The sequence below is a fragment of the Paenibacillus borealis genome, from assembly GCF_000758665.1.
Classification (GTDB): domain Bacteria; phylum Bacillota; class Bacilli; order Paenibacillales; family Paenibacillaceae; genus Paenibacillus_AQ; species Paenibacillus_AQ borealis.
Genome location: NZ_CP009285.1, coordinates 408,254 through 433,109, shown reverse-complemented (window position 1 = coordinate 433,109; position 24,856 = coordinate 408,254). Strand labels below are relative to the sequence as shown.

The 24,856-nt window shown below is 53.2% G+C and carries 15 protein-coding genes; 2 read left to right on the top strand and 13 right to left on the bottom strand.

Features of this window, described 5'->3' with window-relative positions; all coding sequences use genetic code 11:
- Nucleotides 1-6: 6 nt before the first annotated feature.
- Complete coding sequence (locus PBOR_RS37275) at nucleotides 7-2,310, top strand: TPM domain-containing protein (RefSeq protein ID WP_081971876.1); 2,304 nt, start codon at nucleotides 7-9, stop codon at nucleotides 2,308-2,310.
- A 101-nt stretch (nucleotides 2,311-2,411) separates the two neighbouring features.
- Here the strand turns inward: PBOR_RS37275 and PBOR_RS01890 are convergent, their stop codons facing one another.
- On the bottom strand, nucleotides 2,412-3,290 hold the full coding sequence (locus PBOR_RS01890) for a LysR family transcriptional regulator (RefSeq protein WP_042210178.1): 879 nt from the start codon (nucleotides 3,288-3,290) through the stop codon (nucleotides 2,412-2,414).
- Between the two features lie 118 nt (nucleotides 3,291-3,408).
- On the opposite strand from PBOR_RS01890, the gene PBOR_RS01885 reads away from it, so the two are divergent.
- Nucleotides 3,409-3,861 carry a rhodanese-like domain-containing protein gene (locus tag PBOR_RS01885; protein WP_042210177.1) on the top strand — a complete coding sequence of 151 codons (453 nt, stop codon included), beginning with the start codon at nucleotides 3,409-3,411 and terminating at the stop codon, nucleotides 3,859-3,861.
- A gap of 120 nt (nucleotides 3,862-3,981) precedes the next feature.
- Here the strand turns inward: PBOR_RS01885 and PBOR_RS01880 are convergent, their stop codons facing one another.
- From PBOR_RS01880 to PBOR_RS01825, 12 genes are all read right to left on the bottom strand, one after another.
- The gene (locus tag PBOR_RS01880) at nucleotides 3,982-9,321 is read right to left on the bottom strand and encodes a glycoside hydrolase domain-containing protein (protein ID WP_042210176.1); all 5,340 of its coding nucleotides are present in this window, start codon (nucleotides 9,319-9,321) and stop codon (nucleotides 3,982-3,984) included.
- A gap of 25 nt (nucleotides 9,322-9,346) precedes the next feature.
- Nucleotides 9,347-11,053, bottom strand: coding sequence for an S-layer homology domain-containing protein (locus PBOR_RS01875; RefSeq protein WP_042210175.1), 1,707 nt, complete (start codon nucleotides 11,051-11,053; stop codon nucleotides 9,347-9,349).
- A gap of 23 nt (nucleotides 11,054-11,076) precedes the next feature.
- Nucleotides 11,077-14,721: a PA14 domain-containing protein gene (locus tag PBOR_RS01870; RefSeq protein WP_042210174.1), complete on the bottom strand. Its 3,645-nt coding sequence runs from the start codon at nucleotides 14,719-14,721 to the stop codon at nucleotides 11,077-11,079.
- 469 nt (nucleotides 14,722-15,190) lie between these two features.
- The gene (locus PBOR_RS01865; RefSeq protein ID WP_042210173.1) at nucleotides 15,191-15,979 is read right to left on the bottom strand and encodes a formate/nitrite transporter family protein; all 789 of its coding nucleotides are present in this window, start codon (nucleotides 15,977-15,979) and stop codon (nucleotides 15,191-15,193) included.
- Between the two features lie 408 nt (nucleotides 15,980-16,387).
- Complete coding sequence (locus tag PBOR_RS01860; RefSeq protein WP_042210172.1) at nucleotides 16,388-17,482, bottom strand: toxic anion resistance protein; 1,095 nt, start codon at nucleotides 17,480-17,482, stop codon at nucleotides 16,388-16,390.
- A gap of 13 nt (nucleotides 17,483-17,495) precedes the next feature.
- Nucleotides 17,496-18,209, bottom strand: a complete 714-nt coding sequence (locus PBOR_RS01855) for a hypothetical protein (RefSeq protein ID WP_042210171.1) — start codon at nucleotides 18,207-18,209, stop codon at nucleotides 17,496-17,498.
- A gap of 36 nt (nucleotides 18,210-18,245) precedes the next feature.
- Nucleotides 18,246-19,301, bottom strand: coding sequence for an ATP-grasp domain-containing protein (locus PBOR_RS01850; RefSeq protein WP_042210170.1), 1,056 nt, complete (start codon nucleotides 19,299-19,301; stop codon nucleotides 18,246-18,248).
- On the bottom strand, nucleotides 19,298-20,131 hold the full coding sequence (locus tag PBOR_RS01845) for an HAD family hydrolase (RefSeq protein WP_042210169.1): 834 nt from the start codon (nucleotides 20,129-20,131) through the stop codon (nucleotides 19,298-19,300). Before PBOR_RS01845 ends, PBOR_RS01850 begins: the two co-directional genes overlap by 4 nt.
- Nucleotides 20,128-21,282 (bottom strand): cysteine protease StiP family protein, encoded by a 1,155-nt coding sequence (locus PBOR_RS01840; protein WP_042210168.1) that lies wholly within the window; start codon nucleotides 21,280-21,282, stop codon nucleotides 20,128-20,130. The genes PBOR_RS01845 and PBOR_RS01840 overlap by 4 nt, the downstream gene beginning before the upstream one ends.
- Nucleotides 21,279-22,571 carry a phosphoribosyltransferase family protein gene (locus PBOR_RS01835; RefSeq protein WP_042218809.1) on the bottom strand — a complete coding sequence of 431 codons (1,293 nt, stop codon included), beginning with the start codon at nucleotides 22,569-22,571 and terminating at the stop codon, nucleotides 21,279-21,281. Before PBOR_RS01835 ends, PBOR_RS01840 begins: the two co-directional genes overlap by 4 nt.
- Before the next feature lie 76 nt (nucleotides 22,572-22,647).
- Nucleotides 22,648-23,856, bottom strand: a complete 1,209-nt coding sequence (locus PBOR_RS01830) for an HpcH/HpaI aldolase/citrate lyase family protein (protein WP_042210167.1) — start codon at nucleotides 23,854-23,856, stop codon at nucleotides 22,648-22,650.
- A 231-nt stretch (nucleotides 23,857-24,087) separates the two neighbouring features.
- The gene (locus tag PBOR_RS01825; protein ID WP_042210166.1) at nucleotides 24,088-24,834 is read right to left on the bottom strand and encodes a TerC family protein; all 747 of its coding nucleotides are present in this window, start codon (nucleotides 24,832-24,834) and stop codon (nucleotides 24,088-24,090) included.
- Nucleotides 24,835-24,856: the final 22 nt, after the last annotated feature.

Sequence of the window (24,856 nt, the reverse complement as noted above, 5' to 3'; positions counted from 1 at the left end):
GCCGACTTGAGAAAAATCCTCGCCTTGGTCTTACTATTATCCTTGTTGCAGATACCCGGCGTCTATGCTGCGGATATCCCTGTACAGCAGGGAGTTGTTACTGATGAGGCCGGCTTACTTACTGCCCAGGAAGCAGAAGCTATTACCCGAATTGCCGCAACGGACCGCTATACTCTCCATGTTCTGACCGTAGACTCTCTGGGCGGCACCGATCCAGCCAGTTATTCAGACGAGGTGTACGATAGCTGGAAGCTGAAGACCCGGGATATCCTGCTTCTGATTGCTTACGAAGATCAGCAGACAGAGATTAATTTCGATAATCCGGGGCTGCAGAACTCGCTTAACATCTGGTCGCAGAATCTAGGCGGATCTTCGGGCAGCGCGGCAATCACTAAGCTGCTGGAGACTTACTTCAATCCTTATGCCAGAGACGGCGATTTCGCCGGAGGAATCAGCGCTGTGATTAAGGAGCTGCAGGCGGTTGGCAGCGGATCGGGCAGCGCTGCCGGAGGCACAACCGGAAGCGGCAGCGGAGGTACAGCAGGCGGCGTAACGGGCGGCAGCGGCGGGGCAGCCGGAGCCGGCAGTGGCAGCGGAGGACTATCCCTCTTACCGCTCGCTGCTATTATTGTGGGCGCTGCATTAGTGGCGTTCCTGCTGTACGTGGTGATTACCGGAATGCGCCGGCGCAGCGGACTTGCCAAACAGCAGGAGTTGCTGTCCGACCTCCTGGTGCGGGCGAACCGCGCTCTTGAATCCCTTCAGCCATTCCAGGGAATCGTGCAGGGCAAGACCGGAGAAATGGTCGAGGGCATATCGAAGCGCCTGACCTCGCAGCTGGTCGAGATCTCAGCGCTGCAGACAACCGGGCAAGGCGCATTGCCGCCGTTCTACCGCCTCGCCGCCCTCAAAGCTGCAACAGAACAGCTTCAGCAGACTGAGGGTAATTTCCGCACCTCACTTGAAGCAGAGGAGAAGAATATTGCTGTCATCAGCGATGCCGACCGTAATGTTAAGCAGCGTATCACCGAATTGAAGAAGGACGCACCCGAGCTTGACGGACAATTGCAGCAAGCGGCCCAGGAGACCGGTTATCCGCTGGAGGAAATCGCCGAGGACCTGCAGGAACTGGCCGCAGAAACCGCCAAAGCGGACCAGCTGGAGCTGTTTGACCCGATTGCCGCGCAGGATATTACGGAAGAGGCGCAGGAGCGCCAGGAGCAGATTGAGCGGGACCTGCAGGATGTAGATGCCTTTGACGATAAGCTGAAGGCATTTCCCGGCGTTCTGGCCGCTACCCGCAGCCGCATTGCCGGGCTGATCGAACAGAACTCCCTGCACAATATGAAGGTTAAGCCCTATGACAGCCTGGAGCAGGCTTCCGCTGCAGCCGGGTCTCTGGAAGCGCCGCTGCGCAGCGGCGACATGGATGAGGTGCGGCGGATCGGTGCCGCACTGGACGCCCTGCTGGCTGAAGCCGTCGCCATGACGGAACGCCAGGCCATGATCCGGCAGAGCAACCGCACAGATCTGGAGACTGTGCGCAGCAAGTGGGGAAGCTTAACCCAGCGGCGTAATGAGCTGCAGAACAAGCTCACCGAGGCGGAGAAACAGTTCGCCCGCCAGCATCTGGACAGTCTGGAGAAGACGCTTGAGGAAAAAGGTGCCGCCCTGCGCCAAGGCGCAGGTGAAGTGCCGCAGATTGAGACCTGGACCAGTGACGCACGTGGTGAATACGAGAATGCCCGGAGCGGGCTTGACCGGCTGCTTGCGCTGCAGGACGAGACGGAAGGCAAATTCAGCAATATCGACAGCAGCCTGAACTCCCTGTACGAGCGTCTGGACAGCCTGAGAAGGCTGTTCACGGAAGGACAGAGCCGGGTTGATGCGGCACAGAGCCTGCTGCACAGCAGAGGCATTGCGGCACAGAGCCGCTTCCAGCTGTCCCTGCTGCCGGAGTATGCCGAGCTGGAGCAGCGTTTGTCCGCCCGTCCATACAATCTGGATGAACTCGAGGCTACAGGACGCTCATATGCTTCGCAAATTTCAAGCTTTGTAGAAGAAGCCAACCGGCTTGTCCGCCAGAAGGAAGAGGCGGAGCGGGCGGCCCGGCTGGCAATGATGCAGGAACAGCAGCGGAGAGAGCAGGCCCGCAAGCGGATGTCTTCCGGGCCGCCCTCTTCAGGCGGATTCGGCGGCGGACGGTCCTCCGGCGGCTCCTCCTGGGGCGGCGGCGGACGGTCGTCGGGCGGCTCTTCCTGGGGCGGAGGCAAGTCCGGCAGGAACTCTTCCGGCGGCTCCAAGTGGTAGACGGCGGATTGCCGGTGAAGGCATAGACATATTTAAGACGGCTTCAGCCAGAGTTTATGGCTGAAGCCGTCTTTTTTCATACCAAGAATGTAGGACAAGTATTATACAGGCTGCTGCTGCATGTGGGCAATGAACTCTGTGAACACAGGTGAGAGCCGCTGCTCCCTGCGGTAGATAAGCTGAATATAGAACGGCTCCAGTTGCCCGGACAAGGGAATTCCGGTTAAGGCACCGGTACGCAGCTCCTCTTCCACCGCATAACGCGGCAGAAAGGCCATCCCCCATCTATGCTTCACCGCCTGCTTGATCCCTTCAAGATTCCCAAACTCCATATCCACACTTGCAGTAACGCCGCTCTCCCTGAGCACATGCATCAGCTGCTTCCGGTAAGTGCAGGTATTCTCAGTCAGCACCAGCGCTTCCCCCTCCAGCTGCTCAGGGGTAACTGCCGTTTCGGCAGCCAAGGGATGCTCCGGATGGGTAACCACATACAGCGGCTCTTCCCGCAGCTGCAGAGTTACCAGGCCACCTGACGAATACGGGACATCGAAGATAAGGCCGAAATGGACGGATTTATCTTTGACTGCTGCGATGATGTCTTCTTCAGAACCGGGCTGTACCCGCAGCTGCATTCCGGGATACTGCTCCCGGTACCGGTGCAGCCGGTGAGGCAGATAATAGGCGGCCAGTGTCTCTATAGCACCAATATTCAGCGCTCCCTGATCACCGCCGGAGATTATCCCTTTAGCCTCCGCACTCAGCGCCAGCATCTGCCGGGCATACGGGAGCAGATTGCTGCCGGCAAAGGTTGGAATCATCCCCCTGCCCGAACGCTCCAGCAGAACAGCCCCGTACAGCTCTTCAAGCTTGGCAATCTGCGCTGTCACACTCGACTGTGCATACCCCAGCACTTCTGCCGCCCGGGTATAACTTCCGTTGTCCGCCACTGCACAGAAGGTCCGCAAATAGGTTAATTCCATACACAGCTCTCCCGGAATATCAATATTTTCAATATTAAGTATCACAGACTATAGATAACTCCAATTATAGTTCCCTTATATAATAAAACCAACCCATTGAACCAAGGAGGACTCCGCAATGAAAATACAGGCGAAATCTCAAGTACTGGCTGCTCCGGCAGCAGCCTCCGCAGATGCAGTAAGCTATTTCACGGCAAAAGCGGCATTCGAGACTGATGTGGCTGATGTGGCTTACGATCTGCGTGAAGGGATCACAGGCTTTCAGCTGGTCGATGTCCGCGATACCCGTTCTTATGAGGAGGCTCATCTGCCGGGAGCTCTCTCCCTGCCCTCCGGGCGGATCAACCGCTCTTCTCCGGAGCTGCCTAAAGAGGAGGTTCTAATTCTCTATTGCTGGGGACCGGCCTGCAATGGAGCAAGCAAAGCTGCAGCCAGGCTGGCGGCACAGGGCTACCTTGTTAAGGAGCTGCTCGGCGGTATTGAGTATTGGCGCAAGGAAGGGGGCAGACTGGAAGGCACCCTTCAGGAGAAAGCGCCTATGTATTGGAGCATGCCTGCCGGACCGCAATAATAAGAAATATTTCATAAGCAGATATTTTTGTGACCGAAGCCGTTTTATCCTTTTAAGAAAAGCAGCAAAGAAGGCCCACAGGAGAATTTTTCCCATGGGCCTTCTACAGCAATCAATCCATTATTTCTTCGTGAAAATCAGTTTATCAAGGTTGCCCACATAGCTCAGACTCGAAGTAGTCGAGCCTTTCAGTGAGACATAGAGATTCTGCTTGCCGGACAGTGTCTGACTGAGCAGAGCGCCTGCAGTCTTGTAGTTCCCCCAGGCTCCGCCTGTATTGGGCAGACTGACCGTACCGATCACTGTGCCGTCTTTGCCGCCCAGCCGGATCTCAGCAGTGATGTCAGCCGGAGTCCGGTTAGTCGGCGCATCGTACTGTATGGACACGTAGTTCTTGCCCTGTACGCCGAAATCAACATTCTCAAAGGAGAACCAGGCTCCGGTAAATGTATTGGCCACTACCGTTCCACCGTTGTTGCCTTCCGTTTTGAGCGGATTGCTGTTGAAGGTATTTTTGGCATCAGACCAGACGGTCTTGTTCTCAAATTCTACAAGAACATCCGGTTCAGCTGCGGCCAGAGAGAAGGACGCATTGTCAAAATTACCGATATACTTAAAGGTTGAATCCGTTGTGCCCTTAAACACCAGATAGATGTCCTGCATGCCGGTAAGATTCTTGCTCAGCGCGCCGGACACTGTCTTGTATGTCCCCCAGGCATTTGCAGTCGGCGGCGCTGACAGAGTGCCTACAAGCTCACCATCCACGCCTCCCAGACGGACTTCAACAGATGAATCTGCGGCCGTATTCGTTGAATTGCCTGTATACTCCAGCGCCCACTGATTCACGCCCATGCTGCCGAAGTTCATTCCCTTGTACGCCAGCCAGGCCCCGCTAAAGGTATTGGCCACCTGCTTGCCGCTGGTGCCGTTCTCGGTCTTCAGCGGACCGCCGTTGGCCGGATTGTTATCCGTAGACCAGGCATCGTAATTCTCCAGCTCCAGCTTGGCATAATCAGTACGCACCGCCTGATAGTCCCAGATGAACTTGTCCAGATTGGCGATATACGGACGGTTGCTGTCTGTACTGCCCTTCAGCACGAAGAACAGCGTCTGCTTGCCGGTCAGTGTACGATTCAGAATGCCTGACGCTGTCTTGTATTGCGTCCACCCTGCACCTGTATTCTTAAGCTCTAAGGTGCCGAGGAGCTCGCCGTCCACAGCCCCGAGCCGCAGCTCAAGCACGGCATCCGCCGGTGTGCGGTCAGAGTTCGCATTATATTCGGCCGTGATCCGGTTTGTTCCTTTGGTTCCGAAATCGAGATCCGCAAAGGATAGCCACGCCCCGGTAAAGGTATTGGCGACCACCGTACCGTTATTGCCGTCTTCAGTTTTCAGCTTATTGTTGTTGAACGTATTGACCGCATCTGACCAGGCCGTGCGGTTCTCAAATTCTACCGTTCCCATATCCACTACCGGCGGCTGCGGTTCTTCCGCCGGGTCAGGTATAACCGGGGTTTTCACCGGTACCGGCAGCGGGTCAGGCAGCGGATTCTCACCGCCCGGCTGCTCTCCTCCAGGTTCGCCAGGTTCACTTGGTTCACCAGGGTTCTGCGGTGCCGTCTCCGGCTTCGATTCAATAGGATCAGCCAGCCACAATGAGTCGTAGATATTGCCGTTATAGCTGTCCACCAGGTAGACATTGACCTGATATTCTTTGGCAATCACACCAAAGCTCTGCGTCAATTCAAAGCCGCCGGACTGCACGGGCACGGCACTTGACAGCAGCGCCTGCTCTCCGCCGTCCATCAGCTGAATTACAGCAACGGCAGGACCGGTATAAGCCCCTTGGAGGGTGCCGGATACCTCTACAGTCATATTGCCTGTGCGCTTCACATCCGCCTTCAAATCATACACATTCCACAGAATGTCGGAAGTATACGGCTTGTCAGACACCAGTGCATCACCCGCCATGACATTCCGCGCTTCATCCGCTTTAACACGCACCTGTACGTCGCCTGCAGCAAATGCCTGCGGTCCGACCGTCTGCGGATTTACTGCGGCCGTCTTCCAGCTCACACCGCCGTCGGTGCTGTATTCATAATCAGCCGGGCTTGTGTAGCCCGGTACCGCCGTCCAGCCGAAGGTGTTCGCATCATCATCCACCAGCGGTGTGGACGGTGTCCCCGGCTTCACCATTTCCCGGGCGGCCTCCAGGCTGAAATCAAATGCGATATCCGAGCTGCTGAAGTTTACCTGATGCACTTCTGCAGCCAGCACATTGATGCCTTCCTTCAGATAGGCTGAATCAATCTCATAACGGTTCCAGTTGCGTTCGTCGCCTACAGTAGCATTGGCATTAGTATCATAAGACACTGCCCCGTCCGGCATGTTCGTCCGGATAATTTCATGACCATTCAGATAGACTGCAGCGCCATCATCACGGATCAGTCCGGCATCCAGCTCCAGAATATCCTGCAGATCGGATGCATTGAACGTGGTGCGGAAGTAGGTGGTCGTATATTTCTTGCTTGCATCGGGACCATAGCCTACAAGCGTCTTGGCATAACCTTTGTTATCGTAGCCGAGCGGTGCCTGCCCGGAGGACCAGCTGCTGTCGTTAAAGTCAGCGCCTGTCCAGCCGCTGGCCGGTGCCTTGCCTTTGTCGTAATATTTCCACTCCGAGCCTGAACTGATCAACGCCGTATGGGAGAGCGTGTTCTCAATATCAGCGCTATAATCCACTGTAGGCGGAGCCGCTTTGGCCGAAGCTCCCCATGCGTAATCCGGTTCGCTGCCCATTTCAAATTCCAGTGTACCTCCGCTCATCAGCTCATCATAGCTGATCCAGGCCTGATCGAATGATTGGCCGTTCAGCTTAGCGGACTGGATAAAGCGGTTGTCGGAAGATACATTGTTTGCCTTCATAGTGAACATTTTGCCATTATCCAGATGCAGGGTCAGCTCTGAGAAAATTGGTGAGCCGATCAGGAAGTTGGCATCTCCCGGATTGCCCGGGAACAGTCCCATCGCGCTGTATACGAACCAGGAGGACATTCCGCCGGCATCGTCATCCATAGAAGGCAGATAACCCTCAGGATCAGCACGGTAGACCCGCGATTGGATCGGGTAAGCATACGGCCCGTGGTTGTGGTATTTCTGGGTAACCACCTCGGTGGTGTACTCTCTGGCATAATACTGGGTCAGATAAGGATAACCCAGATAGTTGAACAGATAGGGGACGTCGATATCCGGCTCGTTGATAGCCATGTACTCATCCCGGGCAAAGAAGTCCTGCAGCTGCTTCGCCATTTCTGTCTTGCCGCCCATCAGCTTGGCCAGACCATTGATGTCCTGTGTAGCGGACCAGCGGTACGTCCAAAGATTCCCCTGATAGGCATACTTGTCCACTGCAGTTACATCCCCCTTGGCCACCGTTGTACCGTTCGGGGTGAAAAATCCGGTCTTGACGCCATTCTCATCGACCTGATTAGCATTCCACAGATCCTGATAGGAGAGTGCGAGCTTCTTATATTTCTCATACGTGCCCTTATCGCCAAGCAGCGCTGCAAGCTTCATCGGGAAATAGGCACTCTTCGCCTTCTCCAGCTTGCCGGAAATTTCGCCGTCAGAAATCGAGAAATTATCTGCATCTACTGTCATTCCTTTTAGCGCCGTGTACACGTCATAGTCCGTGAAGCCTTTGGCATAGGCATCGAGAATGACGGCACCGTTGAATTCATTGCGCACCGTCGGGCTCGGCCAATAACCGTCCCCCCATTGTGTATAGGTGCCTCTGGTCTTATACAGATCAACCAGTGACTTCACCATGTTGGTGTACTTCTGCGGCTCCAGCACGGAGAACAGGGAGTATTTGCGGAAATCATCCCAGGTTGTCCAGCCGTTATAATATTCAAAATCCTCACCAAGCTCGGACGCCTGGCGTACCGTGTTCTCGTCTCTGCCCGCCTTAAATGTTCCGGCTGAGCTGGTCACATTCTTCGGATGCAGGTACGTATGATACATCTGCGTATAAAAGACCTTTTTATTCTCTTCATCATTATCCTTAATTTCCACTTTGCCTAGAACCTCGCTCCAGGTGCTGCGGATCTTGGCATGCTGGGCATCGAAATCCCAGTCTGCAATATCCTGCTTCACTTCGGCTCTGGCTTGCTCCACGCTTACCGCCGAAAGACCGACTTTAGCCTGAATCACTTTTCCGCCATCTGTATCGAAGTTGACCCAGACACCGCTGTTTGCGCCATTACGGGCAGCTTCCGTTCCGGTCACATCTCCTTGCCATGAGGTGTAGGAGTTGAAATCATGGTCAAATTGGATGGAATAATACAGCTTATAATATCCGTTGCCGCATACATTCTTGGATTGAACCATGCCTGTAATTTCATTACTGCCCTCTACCTTCAGGCTGGCATCGAGCATTCCGGCATAGGAATTCGAAAGATCAACAAGCACAGAACCTGTCTTCGCGGAAGCCGGGAACGTGTACCGCTGGAAGCCGACATTATCCGATGCTGTCAGCTCTACACCGATTCCTGAGGCCAGCGTAACTCCGTAGTACCCGGCAGAAGCCTGTTCGCTATTCTTATCATACAGCTGCTTGTATTCATTCACGTTCTTCGTGAATGAACGCGTCTCAGGCATCATTAGAATGTTGCCGCCTGCCCCGCTGCAGCCCACACCGCTGAAGCGTACCTGCGAGAAGCCTTTCAGGTATTTGTCCTGGTAATAATAGCCGCTGAACGCCCCGCCGTCGCTGTCAGGTCCCAGGGAGACGAGTCCGAACGGCGTCGACGGCCCCGGATTCGTCTGACCATTATCGCCCAGGGTGTTGATAAGCGGATCGACATAATCCACCGGGTCCAGATTTACTGCAGGATAGGCCGGATACTTCCCGGCATCTACCCCATATACCTGCAGCTCGTACAGCCGGACAGTATCGCCGTTCGCTGCAGCTTTGCTTACGTAGAACCGGAGATAGCGGGCTGTCACCGGTTCAGGCAAATACCGGTCAACGACCGTCTGTACGTTGCCCTGCACGACATCCACATCGCTCCAGGTTACGCCGTCCGCGCTCTTCTGCAGCCGGAAATTCTGCGTATTCCAGAACGGGCTGTTCGAGCTCTCATTGATTCCTGCGTTGTAAACCGTCCATTGGTTTATCGTATATTCTTTACCAAGATCGAGCTTCATCCATTTGATCTTGGCAGTTGTATTATCGCACCACTTCGTGTCGTTCTTGCCGTCTACAGCAAATTGCGGCCGTTCATTCACATTGCATTGACCCGATGCCGTAACTTGTGCATTTAGTGCAACATTCTTCGCCGGGACTACTTCTATACCGGCTTCCGCAGCGGATACCGTAACTGTTAAGGCAGTCACCGAATCCAGCAGGCCAAGGAGCATCAGAACCGACATCAGAATGGAGAACAGTTGTTTACGCATGAGATTCCTATCCCTCGCTTTCATCTTATAAAGAAGAACCGGTCTGAATCAGGCGGCTAACCATCACAGCCACCTCGGCACGCGTGACCTGCTTCTTCGGCTGGAATGTGGTGCCGTCTCCCTGCATTAACCCGCTCGCTCCCGCCTCGGCCACACTGGCCGCCGCCCAAGAGGCAATTTCCCGCGCATCAGTATAAGCCTTGCCTGCCTGGCCGTCTGCCGCAAGCTTGAAGTACTTCGAAGCGTTCACCAGTGCTACCGCCGCCTCTTCACGGGTAATGCGGTCATTGGGCCGGAATGCCCCGTCATAGCCTTTCATAATGCCCATGGCCGCAGCCTCTGCTGCCTGCTTGGCATAATAAGCGCTTGAAGGTACATCAGCAAACGGTGCTGAAGCAACATTGGCCGGTACGCTTCCCGTACGGTCTGCAGCCCGCATCAGCAGGGCGGCGAACTCAGCGCGGGTAATGCCGCGGGCCGGTTCGTAATGTTCAGCATCCACACCGTTCACGAGGTGTCTGGCAGCGAGCGATTTCACAGCCGGTTCAGCCCAGTGTCCGGACATGTCCGCAAAGTTCTTGTCATAGACAAGCAGTGCATAAGCAGAGAAATGGGTTGCCTTGAAGGCTACCGTCCCGGCCGTCAACGTGCCGGGCACATATTCAGCACTGTTGCCGTCCACGTAATAGATGCCGGCGAGTTCCGGCTTCATGGAGCTAATCTGTGCCGGCGTCAGCTTGAGGCTAACCTCAGCCGGCAGAGCCAGCTGATGGATCTCAGTAATATTGCCGCTGTTTATCGTCTGAATGACCAGCGACAGCAATACGCCAGTTGAACCATAAGCAGCATCACTGCGGACAGACCCGCCAACTAGAGACTGGGCTTCCTTGTTCCAGCTGGCATTCAGGACAATCCGCAGCCGCGTCTGATCATCACCGGAGGTCTTCATTGCACCTGCGGGGAATGAAATCGTTCTTACTCCGTCTGTCAGTACAAGGCCTGTATTCCCGGTATTGAGCAGATTCAGCGATTGCAGCGGAAGCTCCAGTGCTATTCCAGCTTCTTCAGCCGTGGCTGGAAGCTCAATCGTGATCTGGCCAGCGGCTTGCTGCATGGCCTGCGCCAGAGTATCTGCGCCAATCAGATAACTTCCGTTACTTGACAGCTCCGGCTTGATCCGGGCATTAGAGGCTTCTCCGGCTCCAGCAGGTATTGGGCTCGCCGCTGAAATTGGGCTGCCCGTTCCAACGGGCTGTGGCGTACCCGGATTACTTGGAGTTCCAGAATCCGAATCCGGCGTCGGTGTCGGTGTTGGCATCGCGGTTGATGTTGCGGTTGGAGCTGCAGTCGGAGCTGCGGTCGGTGTTCCAGGACCCGGACTTTCCTCCCCTGCAATGGTGAACTCTTGCGTCAATGTAGTTCCACCGGAACCGGCAACCACAGAATAGCTTCCGGCAGGAGCCAGCACCTGGCTTGCCGGAATAGCTACCCGCTGGGTATACGCTCCGTCTACAGCTTTCAAGACATCAATATAGAACACGGTTCCGGCCGGGCTGACAATTTTGACTACAACCTGGTCAACCGGCCCCGGTGTCGTTCCAGACAACGTGATGCCGCCGCCGCGTTCAACCTCCTTCCCGCTCAGCTCGAGCGTGAAAGGCGCTTCGGCAAAAGCTGCCGCAGGTGAACACAGGAACAATAAGACCATAATGGCCGCTACAACTTTTTTCACCTTAGGATTCCTCTCTTTCCTGATCACTGAAGTTCTACCGGCTTCGCAAGCTGCCCAGGCACTTCCAGATTGTTGTTGAACTGGTCAAATACAAATACCTTGACCCGGTAGTTATCACCTTTCACATTGTAGTACTGGGACATCGTCAGATGGCTGTTCGTAAGCGGGATGGCGTTAATCAGCAGCGGAGTATCGCCGTCCATCAGTTCGAAGACAACATAAGCGCTGCCGGTATAATCCGTGAGACGATCCAGCGAAACCTCTACCTGAAGCAGATTCTCGCGTTTGAGCGCTCCCTCAATCACGTACGTATCGGTACTATCATTCAAAGTAAACGGCTTGTCCGAGAGCAGTGCTGTTCCTGCTGGCTTACCGGCTGTCAAATCGCCTTTGATCCGTACCTGTACCAGGCCTGCTTCGTAGCTGCCGTCATTGATTGGCTGCGGATTTACAGTGACCGGCTGCCAGGTTTCGCCTCCATCTATGCTATATTCATAATCAGCAGCTTCAGGGTAGCCTGGTACCGGTGTCCAGCCGAAGGTGTTGCGGGCATCATCGATGAGCGGAGCGGTTGGAGCCGCCGGATGCTCACCGCCGGAGAATACAGCTGCTTCGGGGGAATTATCCCGCTTATCCACGGCTTTGACTACAAACTCATAATCCACAGCCGGATTCGTTCCCGTTACCTTGTATTCGTACTGGCTGCGGGCTTCTTCCACTGGCACATAGACGCTCCAGTTCGTCCCCAGCTTTCCGTTCTTCTCGTAGATTCGGAAGCCTCTGATAGCATCGTCGCCATTCTGGTTGTCTGGTCTGACCCAGGTAAGGATCGTCGCTTTGTCTTCGGTTCTGCTGGCCGCCAGCTCCTGCACCGGCTCCGGCTTGCTGTCATCGCGGACAATCGTATACGTATCGAATGGCGCTGCTTCACCCGATTTGTAAGAATTGATAGTGAAGCTGTCTTCCGTCATCGTAATGCCGGAATAGATCGGTACTTTTGGCTGCTGGTATACATCGGCGTAATACGGATTTACACCTTTTTGAATATCGTAATATTTCGTTCCGGCGGAATTATTGATCATGTACAGCGTACCGTCAGGATTCAGCGGATTGCCCTCGCTATCCTTTTGAATATCTGTTACCGCTTTGTCCTCATACATCTGGAACGAGCGCATGAAGGTGTGATCATGCCCCTGTAGAACCACATCGATTCCCAGCTCATCAAACACCGGAACCATCTTCTCTCTCAGCGCCAGAATATCACTGTCCAGTGCATGGTTACCCAGTGAATAGATCGCCTTATGGAAGGCTACCACTTTCCATTTCTTGTCCGTTGCAGCTACCTCACGCTTCAGCCAGTCAACCTGCTGTTCGAAGGAATTACGCTGCCGCTCGTCCCAGCCCATGTCCATCGTGTTCAGCACCATGATATGGGCATCACCGTAGTCGTAGGAATAGACGCTGCCCGGAGGAAGCGGGTCATCGATGGAATCATTCGGATAGTTGAAATGATAATAATAGTTATCGTTATACGGCCCTTCATGATTGCCGACAGCTGCCATCAGCGGAAGCTTCATCAGCATGTTCTGCGGCTTGCCGAAATAGTCCAGCCATTGTGACTCAAGCGATCCGGCATCGACCTGATCCCCGGTCATTACCAGGAACTTGGCATCCGGATAATCGTCCAGCCCGTTCTTCAGTGTTTTGGCCCATACCTCATAGTCGTTGGTATTTGCACCTTGGGAGTCAGTCATATAGAGGAAATTGTAGGCCTTCTCGTTCTCACCCTCAGTCGTGAAGCTGCCTGCGGCGCTCCAATTGCCGTCACTGCCCACACGGTATTTATAAGCAGTTCCGGGAGCAAGTCCGGTGGCGATCGCTTTATGGCTGATAAAAGCACCTGTTGTCGAGCTTGTAATTTTCAGATTAAGCGCCCGGGTATCGGCAGGCTCCCCAACAAAGCGCTGCTTCGCAGGAGAGTCAAAGTCCTGATCGGCTGGCACGATCTCTACAATGCTGTCCATAATTCCCGCCGGTGCGCTGTCCGGTCTTTCATAGCTTGTATACCAGGCGAAGGAACGGTTGGTCTTCGCTTCATTCTGGAAGGACATTGCAATCGCAATCGGTGAGTAATCAACCGCCTCCGACAGATTATCAGGGCTATACACGAAACTGCCCACAGCTGTATCGTCTGTAAACTTCAGGCCAGCCTGCCCGTCATAGGAGATGTTCACAATTTGCCCAGGCTTCACTATGGTACCAAGTGTCAGTATAAGCTCATCCGGAGCACTGCCTTGCACCGCATTCAGGACCGGAATCACAGCAGTGTCCGTCTTGACTGCCAGATGGCTGGCCAAACCGGACGAAACCGGCTGCAAATCACCTGTAAGCTGCAGTTCTATGCTGGTACCACCGGAATCCACACTGCCATAGAAAGGTCCGTTGTAATCAACCGGAAGGTAGAGGGCAGAGGTAGGTACAATCTGCTTCGTTATCCCCGGACCCGACCAGCGCAGATACAGATTCGATCCGCCGAAGTCTTCGAAATATTCCACCTTGAGGCTGTGCTTCGTTCCGGCTTGCAGAGTAACCGGACTGCTTGTCTGCTCAACATCCCAGTCATTTGTCCAGTGATCGATCACGAGCTGATCGTCCAGCCACATCCGGAAACCGTTGTCCCCGGTCATATAGAAGGTATAATCGCCGGACTCCGGCGCCATGATCTGGCCCGTCCAGCGGATATTGGCATCATCCGAACGTCCGGCCCATGTCTGGAGAACGGGATCGAGATTGCTGAAGTTGATCTGGGAATCAATTCGTGTGGATTTATAATCACCGAAATCAAAGGTCTCGGTGCCAGTGTAATATTGACCAAGTAATCCGTGGTCTTTCGAGGCTGATACCCCTGCTGAAGCGTTAAGTTCGAGGGAGAAGAACGTGTCAGAGCTGGCGCCCCGGTCCTGATGCACCTCGGCGGCAATTACATTGGTGCCCTTCAGCAACAGTGCCGGATCGATATTGAAATTATTATCAAGCCGTTCGTCACCGATGGCGGAAGAGGCATTCGTATTGTAGAGAACTGTACCCTGCGGCATATTGGTACGGTACACTTCCTGACCGTTCAGATATACAACCGCACCGTCATCCCGGACCAGCGTAGCCGTGAGCTTACGGACCGCGGCCGGGTCGTCAATCTGAAATTCCTTGCGGTAATACGAAGTTGTATATTTCTGGCTTGAATCCGGACCGTAGCCGATCCAGGTATTCAGGTCCAGTCCTTTACCGCTGCCGGCATAGCCGAGCGGGGCTTGTCCCTGCTTCCAGCTGCTGTCATCGAAATAGACATCATGCCAGACCGTAGCCTGATCAGAACCGTCATCCAGATAATCCCATGTACTGTCCTTGGCGACCAATGGTCCCTCTGCAGCGGTAGCTGATATTAGAGCATCCTCAACGGCAGTAAGGGATGTTTCCCCGTCCGCACCGCTGGCGGCAGGGTCCGCAGCAGCTCCAGGCCCGGAGTTACCCTGTCCCTCAGCAGCATTAGTACCTGTGTCAGCAGGCTCTGCACTGGCCGGAAGTAACGGCACATAACCAGCAGTGAACAATGAAGCCGTCAGCAATGCAGCTGCAAGCATACGGCTTAGCAGCTTAAACCTCTTCTTCACTTCTTTTCCCCCCAAATGAAAGTTATGATCATTTGGAAATGATACGTTTAGCGGGCCAACTGTTCAATACATGCTTGGTAAAACCGGGATGAATTTTATGTAAAATTTGAAGAATAGTTTATGTAAATTAATTCATTATAAACTATAATTATTCATCTTTTTCCTCATCCCCGCTCTAAACCCGCTCTCCCCAAAGGATCTGAGCCCCTAATAAGTCACGGATAAAGCCGGAGCAGCTATGACTCCGGCAATCCAAACAGAAATGTAATCGGGAGGTTAAAGCAGCTATGAAATTTACTATGAATTCCAGTAGGGACAAACAGCTTTTATGTATATTCATCACAGATTATGTATAAATTAACCAATATTTAAACCAACCAACTGCTGAACCCGGCTGCAAAAGCCAAAAAAAACAGAACAGCGTTCCCCCATAACCGGAGAATTGCTGTTCTGTTTATTTGCAGCCGCTTTAATGAGACTCATCATCCAGGAACGGCTTATTCACATAGTAATACATTACGCCCATCAGCACGCCGCCGCCAATGAGATTCCCCAGTGTGACCGGTACGAGATTATGCACAACGCCTCCCCATGATATGGTGCCGGGGTGATCCAGGACGAGGGCAATTGCGAAGGTACACATGTTGGCAATACTGTGCTCATAGCCGGAGATGAAGAAACAGAAGACGAATAGAACCATGGCGAACATTTTGGCTCCGTCGCTCTTCATCGACATCGGTACGAAGAATGCCAGACACACGAGCCAGTTACAGAGAATAGCCCGGAAGAACAGCTGCAGCGCCGGGGCTTCCATCTTGTGCGCCACCACATTCAGCAGAAACCCGTTCACAGAGGAATCATAGAATAATCCGGTCAAAAAAATCAGCAGAGCGAACGCCGCAGCCCCGAGGATATTGCCGATGTAGCTCACTACCCACATCCGCACTACCTCAGTCCACGCCATCTTGCGTCTCAAGGCCGCATAGGTGTAATAGAAGGTATCTCCGGTAAATAAATCTCCCCCGCCGTAGGAAATGAGGATGATGGCTGCGCCGAACGTGATCGCAGCCATCGGATAGGTCATCGGCGATTGTTCCATATAGAAGAAGTTGCCGGTCTTAAACGCTACGATAACGCCGAATCCGATAAACATGCTGGCGAGCATGGCTCTGGCTATATACCGGAATATGCTTTGCCGGAAGATCTTCTGTTTCTTCAGTGCCAGCTTCTCCACCTGCAGCAGTGCTTCGTTCTCCATTTGACCTCCGTATTAGCTTCATATTTTCAGTGATTGTAGAGGCTGATGTACAGCCTCCGGGTTATTATACCCAATAAACCGCTGGAAATTGCTTGAACCACAGAGCGTCAATATTTTATGGAGCTTGCGCCCATCCGCACCCGCTTCAGAGGCCGTTATCATTCGGGTCATTCAGCCTGGCAATAGCTTCCGCTTTCTCACTGCTCGCTACGACGATAAGCACAACTATCAAACATCCCAGAATCATCCGCTTATCCTCTCTTTCTCCATAGGTCGCCTTAGTGACAACTTATGTGGGAAAGGGAGGTATTATGAATGCTGATTATCCTTACAAAAAAAGCCCGCTGATCCCCATCAGCAGGCTTATTGCAATCCTTCGCATGTGCTTACAGGCCACAGATCAAATCATCAGTTCAAAAAGCTGCTCAGCCCGTTCTCCGCCTGCTTCAAAGCCTGCGGCTGCGAGCCCTCATTAAGCCCGAGCCGGTTGTTCAGCTGGGTGTTGATGGTCGTCATTTTGGACGTATAATCCTGGCAGCTCTCGATAATCCGCCGGTTGGACTGCTCCGAGGTATCCAGAGCACTGAGCAAATCGCCTATCGCCTGATTCACGGCTTCGAGTGACATGGACGGCTTGGACAGCAGTTCTGTTGTCTTCTCGGTAGTTGTACGCAGCAACCGTGCGTTCTCCTTGAACTGATCCTCGATCGTCTTGTTGGTTGCTTCCACAGCATTAATGACATTCTCCTGATCGGCCAGAGACATGGCAATCATCGCCGACACGGTAATCAGGTTAGACGTCTTATCAATCGCGTTGTTTACGGAATCGATCAGCTTATCATTGTTGTCATTGATGATATCCGTTGCAGCAATCGCCTGATTGTAGAGCAGGATCATCTCGGTCATGGACTGAATCCGTACCATCACCTTGCGCAGTCCCCGTTCCAGATACGCTTTGCGGAATTCGTTCTCCGGCTTGGCGATTTCTACCTCGAACAGCTCCTTCAGCTTGTTGCCGAAGGCAATTTTGGTCTGCAGATTATAAATCTCCTCCATCGAGGTCCGCTTCAGCTGGCGCATGTTGACGATGCTCTCTTCCAGCGTATCGCGGCCGTCACGCAGACCGGTTATGATTGCATCAATATTGGTGCGGACGGACTGATATTTGTAGACATAATTCTTGAGCGGACTCTTGCGCAGCATTTTACCTAAAAAGCTGACATTCTTGCTCTGCTGCAGCGTCTCGCACTCATTACGCAGCTTCATAATCATATTCGGCACTTCCACCCGCTTGCCGCTCATCAGGTCATTGACCGGACGGTCCAGCAGCTTGAGGGTTTGTCCCGCTTTTTCCTGCGTCTTCACGCCAAGCTTGCCGATATCATCCATCAGGGAATCCAGGGCTACAGTATCGGTCTTAGACACCTTCTCAATTAACTGGGAAGCTTCCTCCACTACCTTCTGTTCATCTTCTTTTCTCAGCTCGATCAACTGCGTGGACATGGTTTTCCTCCTCCTATAGTTCGGAACTGCTGTAACGCTGATGAATCAGTTCCGCCTTGGTCTGAAGTTCCATCAGGTCTTTATGTTCGATCGTAGACGCAATATCAGAAATCTTGGTATCGACATCGCGCAGACCGTTCAGCAGCATTCTCCGGTTTCTCGTCTTGGCTTCGCCGCCCAGCCTCAGGAACGGATTAATCACACCGTTGAGATCCTTCAGCACCAGTCTGCGGACGGTATGGTTAATCTCGCCGTTGCCGAGCTCCTGCAGCAGAGGAATCACACGCTGCAGCCTGGCGAACAGTGCCAGTGACTTCTCGACGATCTCATTGTCCAGCGTATCCTTCTGTCCTTCAGATATAATCATATCCTCCAGAATGCTAAGATACTCCACTACCGGAGCAAATTCCGCTCCGATTGTAATCTCTCCTCTGGTCTCGGCCCCCGCTCTGACCGGAGGAGCCTGTCCCGCTGCCGGCAGTTGTCCTGCGGCTGCGGCATTGCCAGCTGAAGACTGAATGGCCGGAGGGGCCGCCGCCGGCTCTTGCCCGGCGGGAATAACCTCCACCGGGAGATTCACTCTTGTGCGCCTGAAGCCCGGTACCGCAAGGGCGGCTCCGGCAACCGGAAGCAGCAGCGAGATCAGCTCGGGCAGGAACCCGCTGGTCAATACTGCCACGACATAGCCGGCTCCGGCGTATGCCAGTACTTTGAATTTAGCTTGCATTCCTTCTCACCTCTTATGAGCGTGAACGCTCCACACTCAATTCACGGCATCCGTAACCACGGATTCTCCGTTTATTTTCATGATCAGCGGCTGTTCTACATGGCTGGCCAAGACATTGTGCGCGAACTCTGCAGGCTGAACTTCGCCGCCGAGAGCGCTTTTGACCGCCAGATAAGGGAAGTTAATCCCGGACAGGCAGGAGATATGTAAGCCTCCCGACATCCGCGGGTTAATCTCAAGCAGCTTGGGTACCTCGCCGCTGTATTTCATCTGGACATTGAAATTGAAAGGAATCCGGTAGGTCTCGGCCACCCTGCGGGCAACCTCTTCGAGCTCCGGAATATGCTCCATCAGCCGCAGCCGTCCGCCTGCCTTACGGCGCGGGACAGCAGCAAGCAAATTGCCCTTCTCATCGGCCAGACAATCAATACTATATTCATATCCCTCCAGGAGCTCCATAACCATAAGATTAGGGAAACTTTCCGCTCCGGAAAGAATACGGTAAGCTTCATCAAAGGAAATCAGCGGTGTTACATGTCCAAACAGCTCTTCCAGCGGGCTGCGGTCATTATCGATAATCCGGAATCCGAGACCGCCTTCTGTTTCGGTAGGCTTGAAGCAGACCTTATGTCCCTTGGATAGGAGATCCTCATATGCTTCCTTGAACTGCGCTGCATTACTTACGACATGATAATCGGGAATCGTCATGATTCCGGTAGCCTTCACACTCTCATAGAACTTGCCTTTATCCATGATCATCTCCATTAGATCCAGATCGCGGCAGACCAGCACCTTCGTGCCGATGGCATCGAATAAGGAAGCATGCAGGGCGATGTCGAGCATATGCAGCCGGGGAATGAAAATATCGATCTCATTGCGGCGGCAGAAATCAACGCAGAACTCTACGTATTCAATGCCTTCCAGCGCCGGCTCGGTTCCCGCAACATCAGCACCTTGCAGCGACATATGGCGGATATCCGGGTGGGTGGCGAATATTTGAACCGGGATGCCGTCTTCATTGTTCCGGATGAGATTCATGTAATGAAAAGCCACGGAAAACCAGCGATTGAAATAAATATTTACCTTTTTCATTGTGGCCCAACTCCCAATGCTGTCAAATTATTATATATCGTTTGAACATATTGCATAATCTCATCCCCGGCAAATACACCCGATTGCTTCGTAAAAGGATACTCTAAGTTTACTAGACCCGCCTGCTGCTCGGCAAATATTTCTCCGTGGCAGGGGGCAATGGCGTAATCAGCCGCGGCAAGCAGGCTTTTGTCGAGCAGGGAATCACCCGAAGCGACCATAGGCTCCGAATGAACGGTGCGGCGGACATGAAGGATAGCGTCGCTTTTGTTCACAGCCTCCGGCACAATGTAGAGCTTGCGCCCCTGCAGCGATACCTTCCAGCCCAGGCCATCCAGCCGCGAAGCCATGCGGGTAATCTCATCCAGCGGCAGAGAATCACGGTGCACAACGAATGTATAGAACAGCTCGTCACAATAACGCTCGCTGATAATCCATTCTGCCCGTACTACAGAGCGGACTATACTTCCGGCTTCCTCGGCAGAAGCAGAACCGCGTTCCACCAGCCGTCCCACAGCCGCCCGCCATTCCTGGTCCACTACACCGTTCACGAGAATATTGCCTCCGTTGCTGGTAATGGCATAATCCGGAATAACAGTCTCCTGGAACAGGTTAATCCGCCGGTATTGTGCTACCGTGCGGGTAGTCACCGGCATGAAGATAATTTTCGCCGCAAGCTCTTTCAGCATATCCAGAGCCTGCTGCGAAATATACGAAACCGTCCTGCCGTCAATCACTTCAGCCGGTACCAGACCAGGGGCATCCCCGGGAACTCCGATAGCGTTAAGGGAGTAGATTAGCGTACGGTCCAGATCGCTGGCGTAGATCATTCACTCTCCCCTTTCAGCGGCTTAATGATTCCGCAGCAGGAATACGTCAGTCCCGGGAACACTTCTACAGGCACACCGCGGTCAGCGGCCAGCAGCAGAATATGCCGCAGGTTGGGATTGTCCATAGAATCGACGAGGATTTTCCAGGGGACTCTGCGCAGCAGCACACGGGTCGTCTCTCCAACCCCCGGCTTCACCAGATTGATATTATCAATACCAAAGGTCTCCTGAATACTGCGGATATCCGCCAGCCCCTGCCAGGTAATCTCCGGAGGATCCGCCTGCATCTCTTCAGCAAGCTTCAGCCCCTCCGCAGCTACCTCACGGAAATAAGGGGTCACAGCTTCCACGAACACATTAGACAAATCACTATCCAGCCATTCCTTATAGAATTTGGCACCATGGAACTCCTCCGGTCCGATCAGATCATCCCGCAGCACTGTGCGGCTCATCAGACCGGATACGGTAGAGTTCAGACAAGCGCTTGGAATCAGATAATCTTCTCTCGTGCCGAAGGTTCCCGAACAGTATCCGGGATCGGCAAGCACCGCCAGATCATCATTCAGCCTAATCCCATATTTATTATACATGCCCTCGCAGGCCTCGATCAGCACCTGGCGGATAGCTCCCTTGCCGGTCCAGCCGTCAATAAACTGTAGATCCGCATCACTTCCGTGCTGCTGCAGCATATATAGCACAGCGTTCTCATCGATACCTTTGCCGCGGATGATAGAGATGCTGTAATGCGGCAGATCCGCTGCATAGCGCTCCAGAATATACCGTTTGATCAGCACGCCTATCGGGGTACCTGCTCTGGCCAGTGAGACCAGCACCGTATTCGCCGTTCCCCGCTGAGCCACAATCATCTCGGATACAACAGCTACAGCAAGCGCCACCTTCCTCGCGGTATGCCGCAGCGTCTCATGGAACAATTCGATATACTGCTCCGTCGGCTGGTATTCTACAGGAAGCATCTCTGAATAGTGCACACCGGACTGGATCGCTTCCTCCCGTTCGGCTGTCCCCCGCTCCAGGGATACATTACTGAGATCCTTAAGCAGAAAAGTAACATCGGAAGCAGGGTAGCTGCCCAGTGGAACCGGAGGGGATATTCTTCTGTTCATAATCTCTTCGAATTCGATTCCCTTCATATCCGCGAGCCTCCAGTTTCAGGTTCAGAGGTTAGTACAATAAGATGCACCTTATTAGCGGCCAGCCTCTGCAAAATATCCGTCATCGGTTCAATCCGCTGCCGGGGCACGTCGCGCTCAAGCAGCACGAAGATATCGTCATACTGGCCGGGATCCACATTATAGATGAAATTCGTGATCTCAGTGTCACCAGCGGACGGATATGCAGCTGCGCTGTGCACGCCGTAATCCTCACGCCGCTCCGGATGGATCGGACTGCGGGTGGAGGACTGATAAGACACGCCTTCCCCCATCTCCGCCGCAATCCGCATCGGCAGATACATGAATTCGCCTACGCCCATCACCAGAGTGCGGGAGCCTTCCCGCAAGTCCCGGAGCTGCCCGGCCACCCGGCTGACGCCTTCATCAATCCGCTGGTTATCGGCTGAATCCAGACCAAAGCGGCCGCTGTATTTCAGATAGGGGGAGAGGTTCACAATACCCAGCGCATCCGCAGAGGTCACCTGCAGCCGCTCTAATCCATCCCGCACATATGTGGTAACGAGCTCCGCCAACGCTGCGGGCTCTTCGCCGCTTTCGGCCTGCGGCTTCAGCAGCGGTGTGCCTGTCACCTTAATACTGCCCTGCAGCAAGGATAAGGCTGTTATCCGGATGCCCAGCTCCTGCTCCAGATCACGGTAAGCCTGAATATTTGCGGCGCTCCGCCAATCGAGAAGCGAAGCCACTACATATTCCTGACGCGGGAATTTGGACTGGATATCGCGGATGGTATTAATCGCCGTATTGCCGGTCGTAATCTCATCATCCACCAGCACAATCGGCTCCGTTCCCGACAACAGCTTAGGATTCAGGGCATAACAGAGATGATCCACTGCATGGGAATGCTCCTCTTCGAAGGTGACCACCGATTCCAGTTCAGGAATATTCTCACGGGTCGTATGAATATATGACGCTCCGCCGGCAAACATGTTGTACATGCTGTGGCCCAGGGCGGTAGCGGTTTCGGCGAAGCCGATGAAGACGACAGGCTGAGGCAGAACCAGACGTGCATCAAGCAGATCATGATAGGCCTCTTCAGCGAATTCAGGATAAATCAGGCCATGAACTGCCTGGCTCATCAGCTTGTCCATAATGCTCCGGTCAGCACCATCAGCGCTCATCTCTAAGTACAAGAGCAGAGCAAGTGCCGCTCCGCTAAGCAGAGGTGTATAAGGACCTACAGGAATGTGTTTGCCAAGTACCTTGCTGACGAATAGAAAAGAGCGTTTCTTATTGATACGGGCGGCCATGGAGAATAAGGATTCCACGGGCATATGAAAGGGGTTGGAGGTTTCCGTTACCGTAACCTGCAGATTCTCGACGATATTAAACGTGTGTATATTCGTTCTCGGGTAGTAATCCGACAAAATGCTGTTGTTCATGTAACACCCCGTATATTTGAGATCGTAGTAAAATACGTCTAGCCCAGTTCAAATGCGGCTTAATTTCATTCATCTTGTTGTAATATTCGCTCTTGAACACTCCGCGGCTGCCATCATTGCTCTCCACAATACTTAAGGCGTCCACATATTCTTCATGCATTACTGTATACATCGCCTGCACGGGTCTAAGGTGGGAGGGGTGAATAATGGTTTTACCCACAATGCCGTTTTCCTTGTCCAAAATCACTTCACGGATCAGCCCGTCCATCGAGCTGGAAATGTACTGGTTACGCATCTCCCGTCCATGCTTGCCATAGGTATCTTCAAAAGGGGTCTCGCGAAGCTGAGGGCGGAGTACCCGGTGTCCTTTGCTGGCGAAGTATTCCCACACGGGTCCTGAGATGACATACCCTTCTTCTACACGGCCAAATATATTAATAATATCCGACATGCAGTCACGGATCGGGGTCAGATCATAAATGCTGATATCCGGACTGCGCCGCAGTCCGAACAGGCTGGAGAAATCCGTCGCGCCAATTCTTACATTAAGCACATATTCGCGGTATTGCCCCAGCAGATCACGGATCGCAAGCAGGCTGTCCAGCCGGCTCTCCCGGTAGATGATCGGAGCATTCTCCAGAATCGGCATTCCGTACAGCACAGGGGCTGAATAGGCGCGCGTATTATTGTAGTCGGCAATGGCCTCAAAAAACTCCACACCGTTCAGGACAGAAAACTTAGGAAATACAAAACCGGTCAGCATCGTTATTAAAGATCCCAGCCGGAAAATCAGATCCCGCAGCTGCTCCGGATTGCGTACACGGATGAACAGCAGCGGCAGACTGCCTCTGGGCTCCGGATCATTCTCGGCGTAAGCGGACAGGAAGGCGAGATGCCGTACAACGGATTCTTCAGCATAATCCACCTCACCATCCCCTATGGCATCCTCCAAATCTATAATTACCGTAACGAGCCCCGAGGCTCTGAGCTTAATAATATCTTCGGCAACACTGGACCTCGTAGCAGGCATATAAAGGGCAGCTCCGACGGCATAAGCCAGTAAATCCTTGCTGGTAGTATGATCAAATGAAACCGGCGGAACATGAAATAATGAAGTTTCCTGTTCTTGCGTAAGGTAATCGAAATATCTCAAGGCCCTTCCCCCTTAATGTTGTGCCAAGCACAAAACGAATAGCCTCTCCATATAGAGACAAGCAGAACCGGCTATGCCGTCCTCTCGGGGACGGCATCCGGCTTTCTCAAATACAAGCAAAGGCCATGCTATAACATATAACGATTACCCGGAAGCACGCCGGAGTCCACCCTTCCCGTGAACTCCCTGCTTCCTTTACAAATATGATGCTAATTCTATCCATCAGGGGAATTAAGCCTTGCGGTTTGCCTCTTTTTTGCGTTTACTAGAGCTGTACACAATGGTACCCACAAACACTACAATTAGAATGGTGAAGAACAATACATGCGGCATTTCATATCCGAACGCACCCGCAAGCATTTTACCCGCAATAAGTGCAATAAGCAGGAATGCTGTCTGTTCGAGTTCAGGGTATTTAGCAATCAGCTTGAGGAACACCTGTGCCACTCCGCGCATCATGAGCACGCCGAGAATACCGCCCAGGAACAGTACCCAAACTTTGTCGCTTAGGCCGAATGCAGCCACCACACTGTCAATACTGAAGGCAATGTCCATTAGTTCAACCAGGAGCACCGTCTTCCAGAAAGAGGTTCCCTTGTTCTCCGTCTCGCCTTCTTCTCCACCGCCGCCTTTGAATAGGCCTTTGTAAGCGATATAGAAGAGGTAGAGCGCACCAAGAACCTTAACCAGCGTGAATTTGATCAGGAAGGTACCCAGACCAATCGCCAGGAATCTGAATAAATAAGCGCCGAGTATCCCGTAAAACAGTGCCTTACGCTGCTGTTCCTTCGGCAAATGCTTAACCATTACCGCCAGCACGAGCGCGTTATCTGCGGAGAGCAGGCCCTCCAGCAGAATCAGGCTCCCGATGATCCCCCAGCTGACAGGATCGGAGAGCGTTCCTACAACATCACTCCATGAGAAGAAATGCCCATAATTCTCACTGATACTCCTAAAAAAATCACTGAACCAGTCCATTCCACCTGCGCCTCCGGTAAAT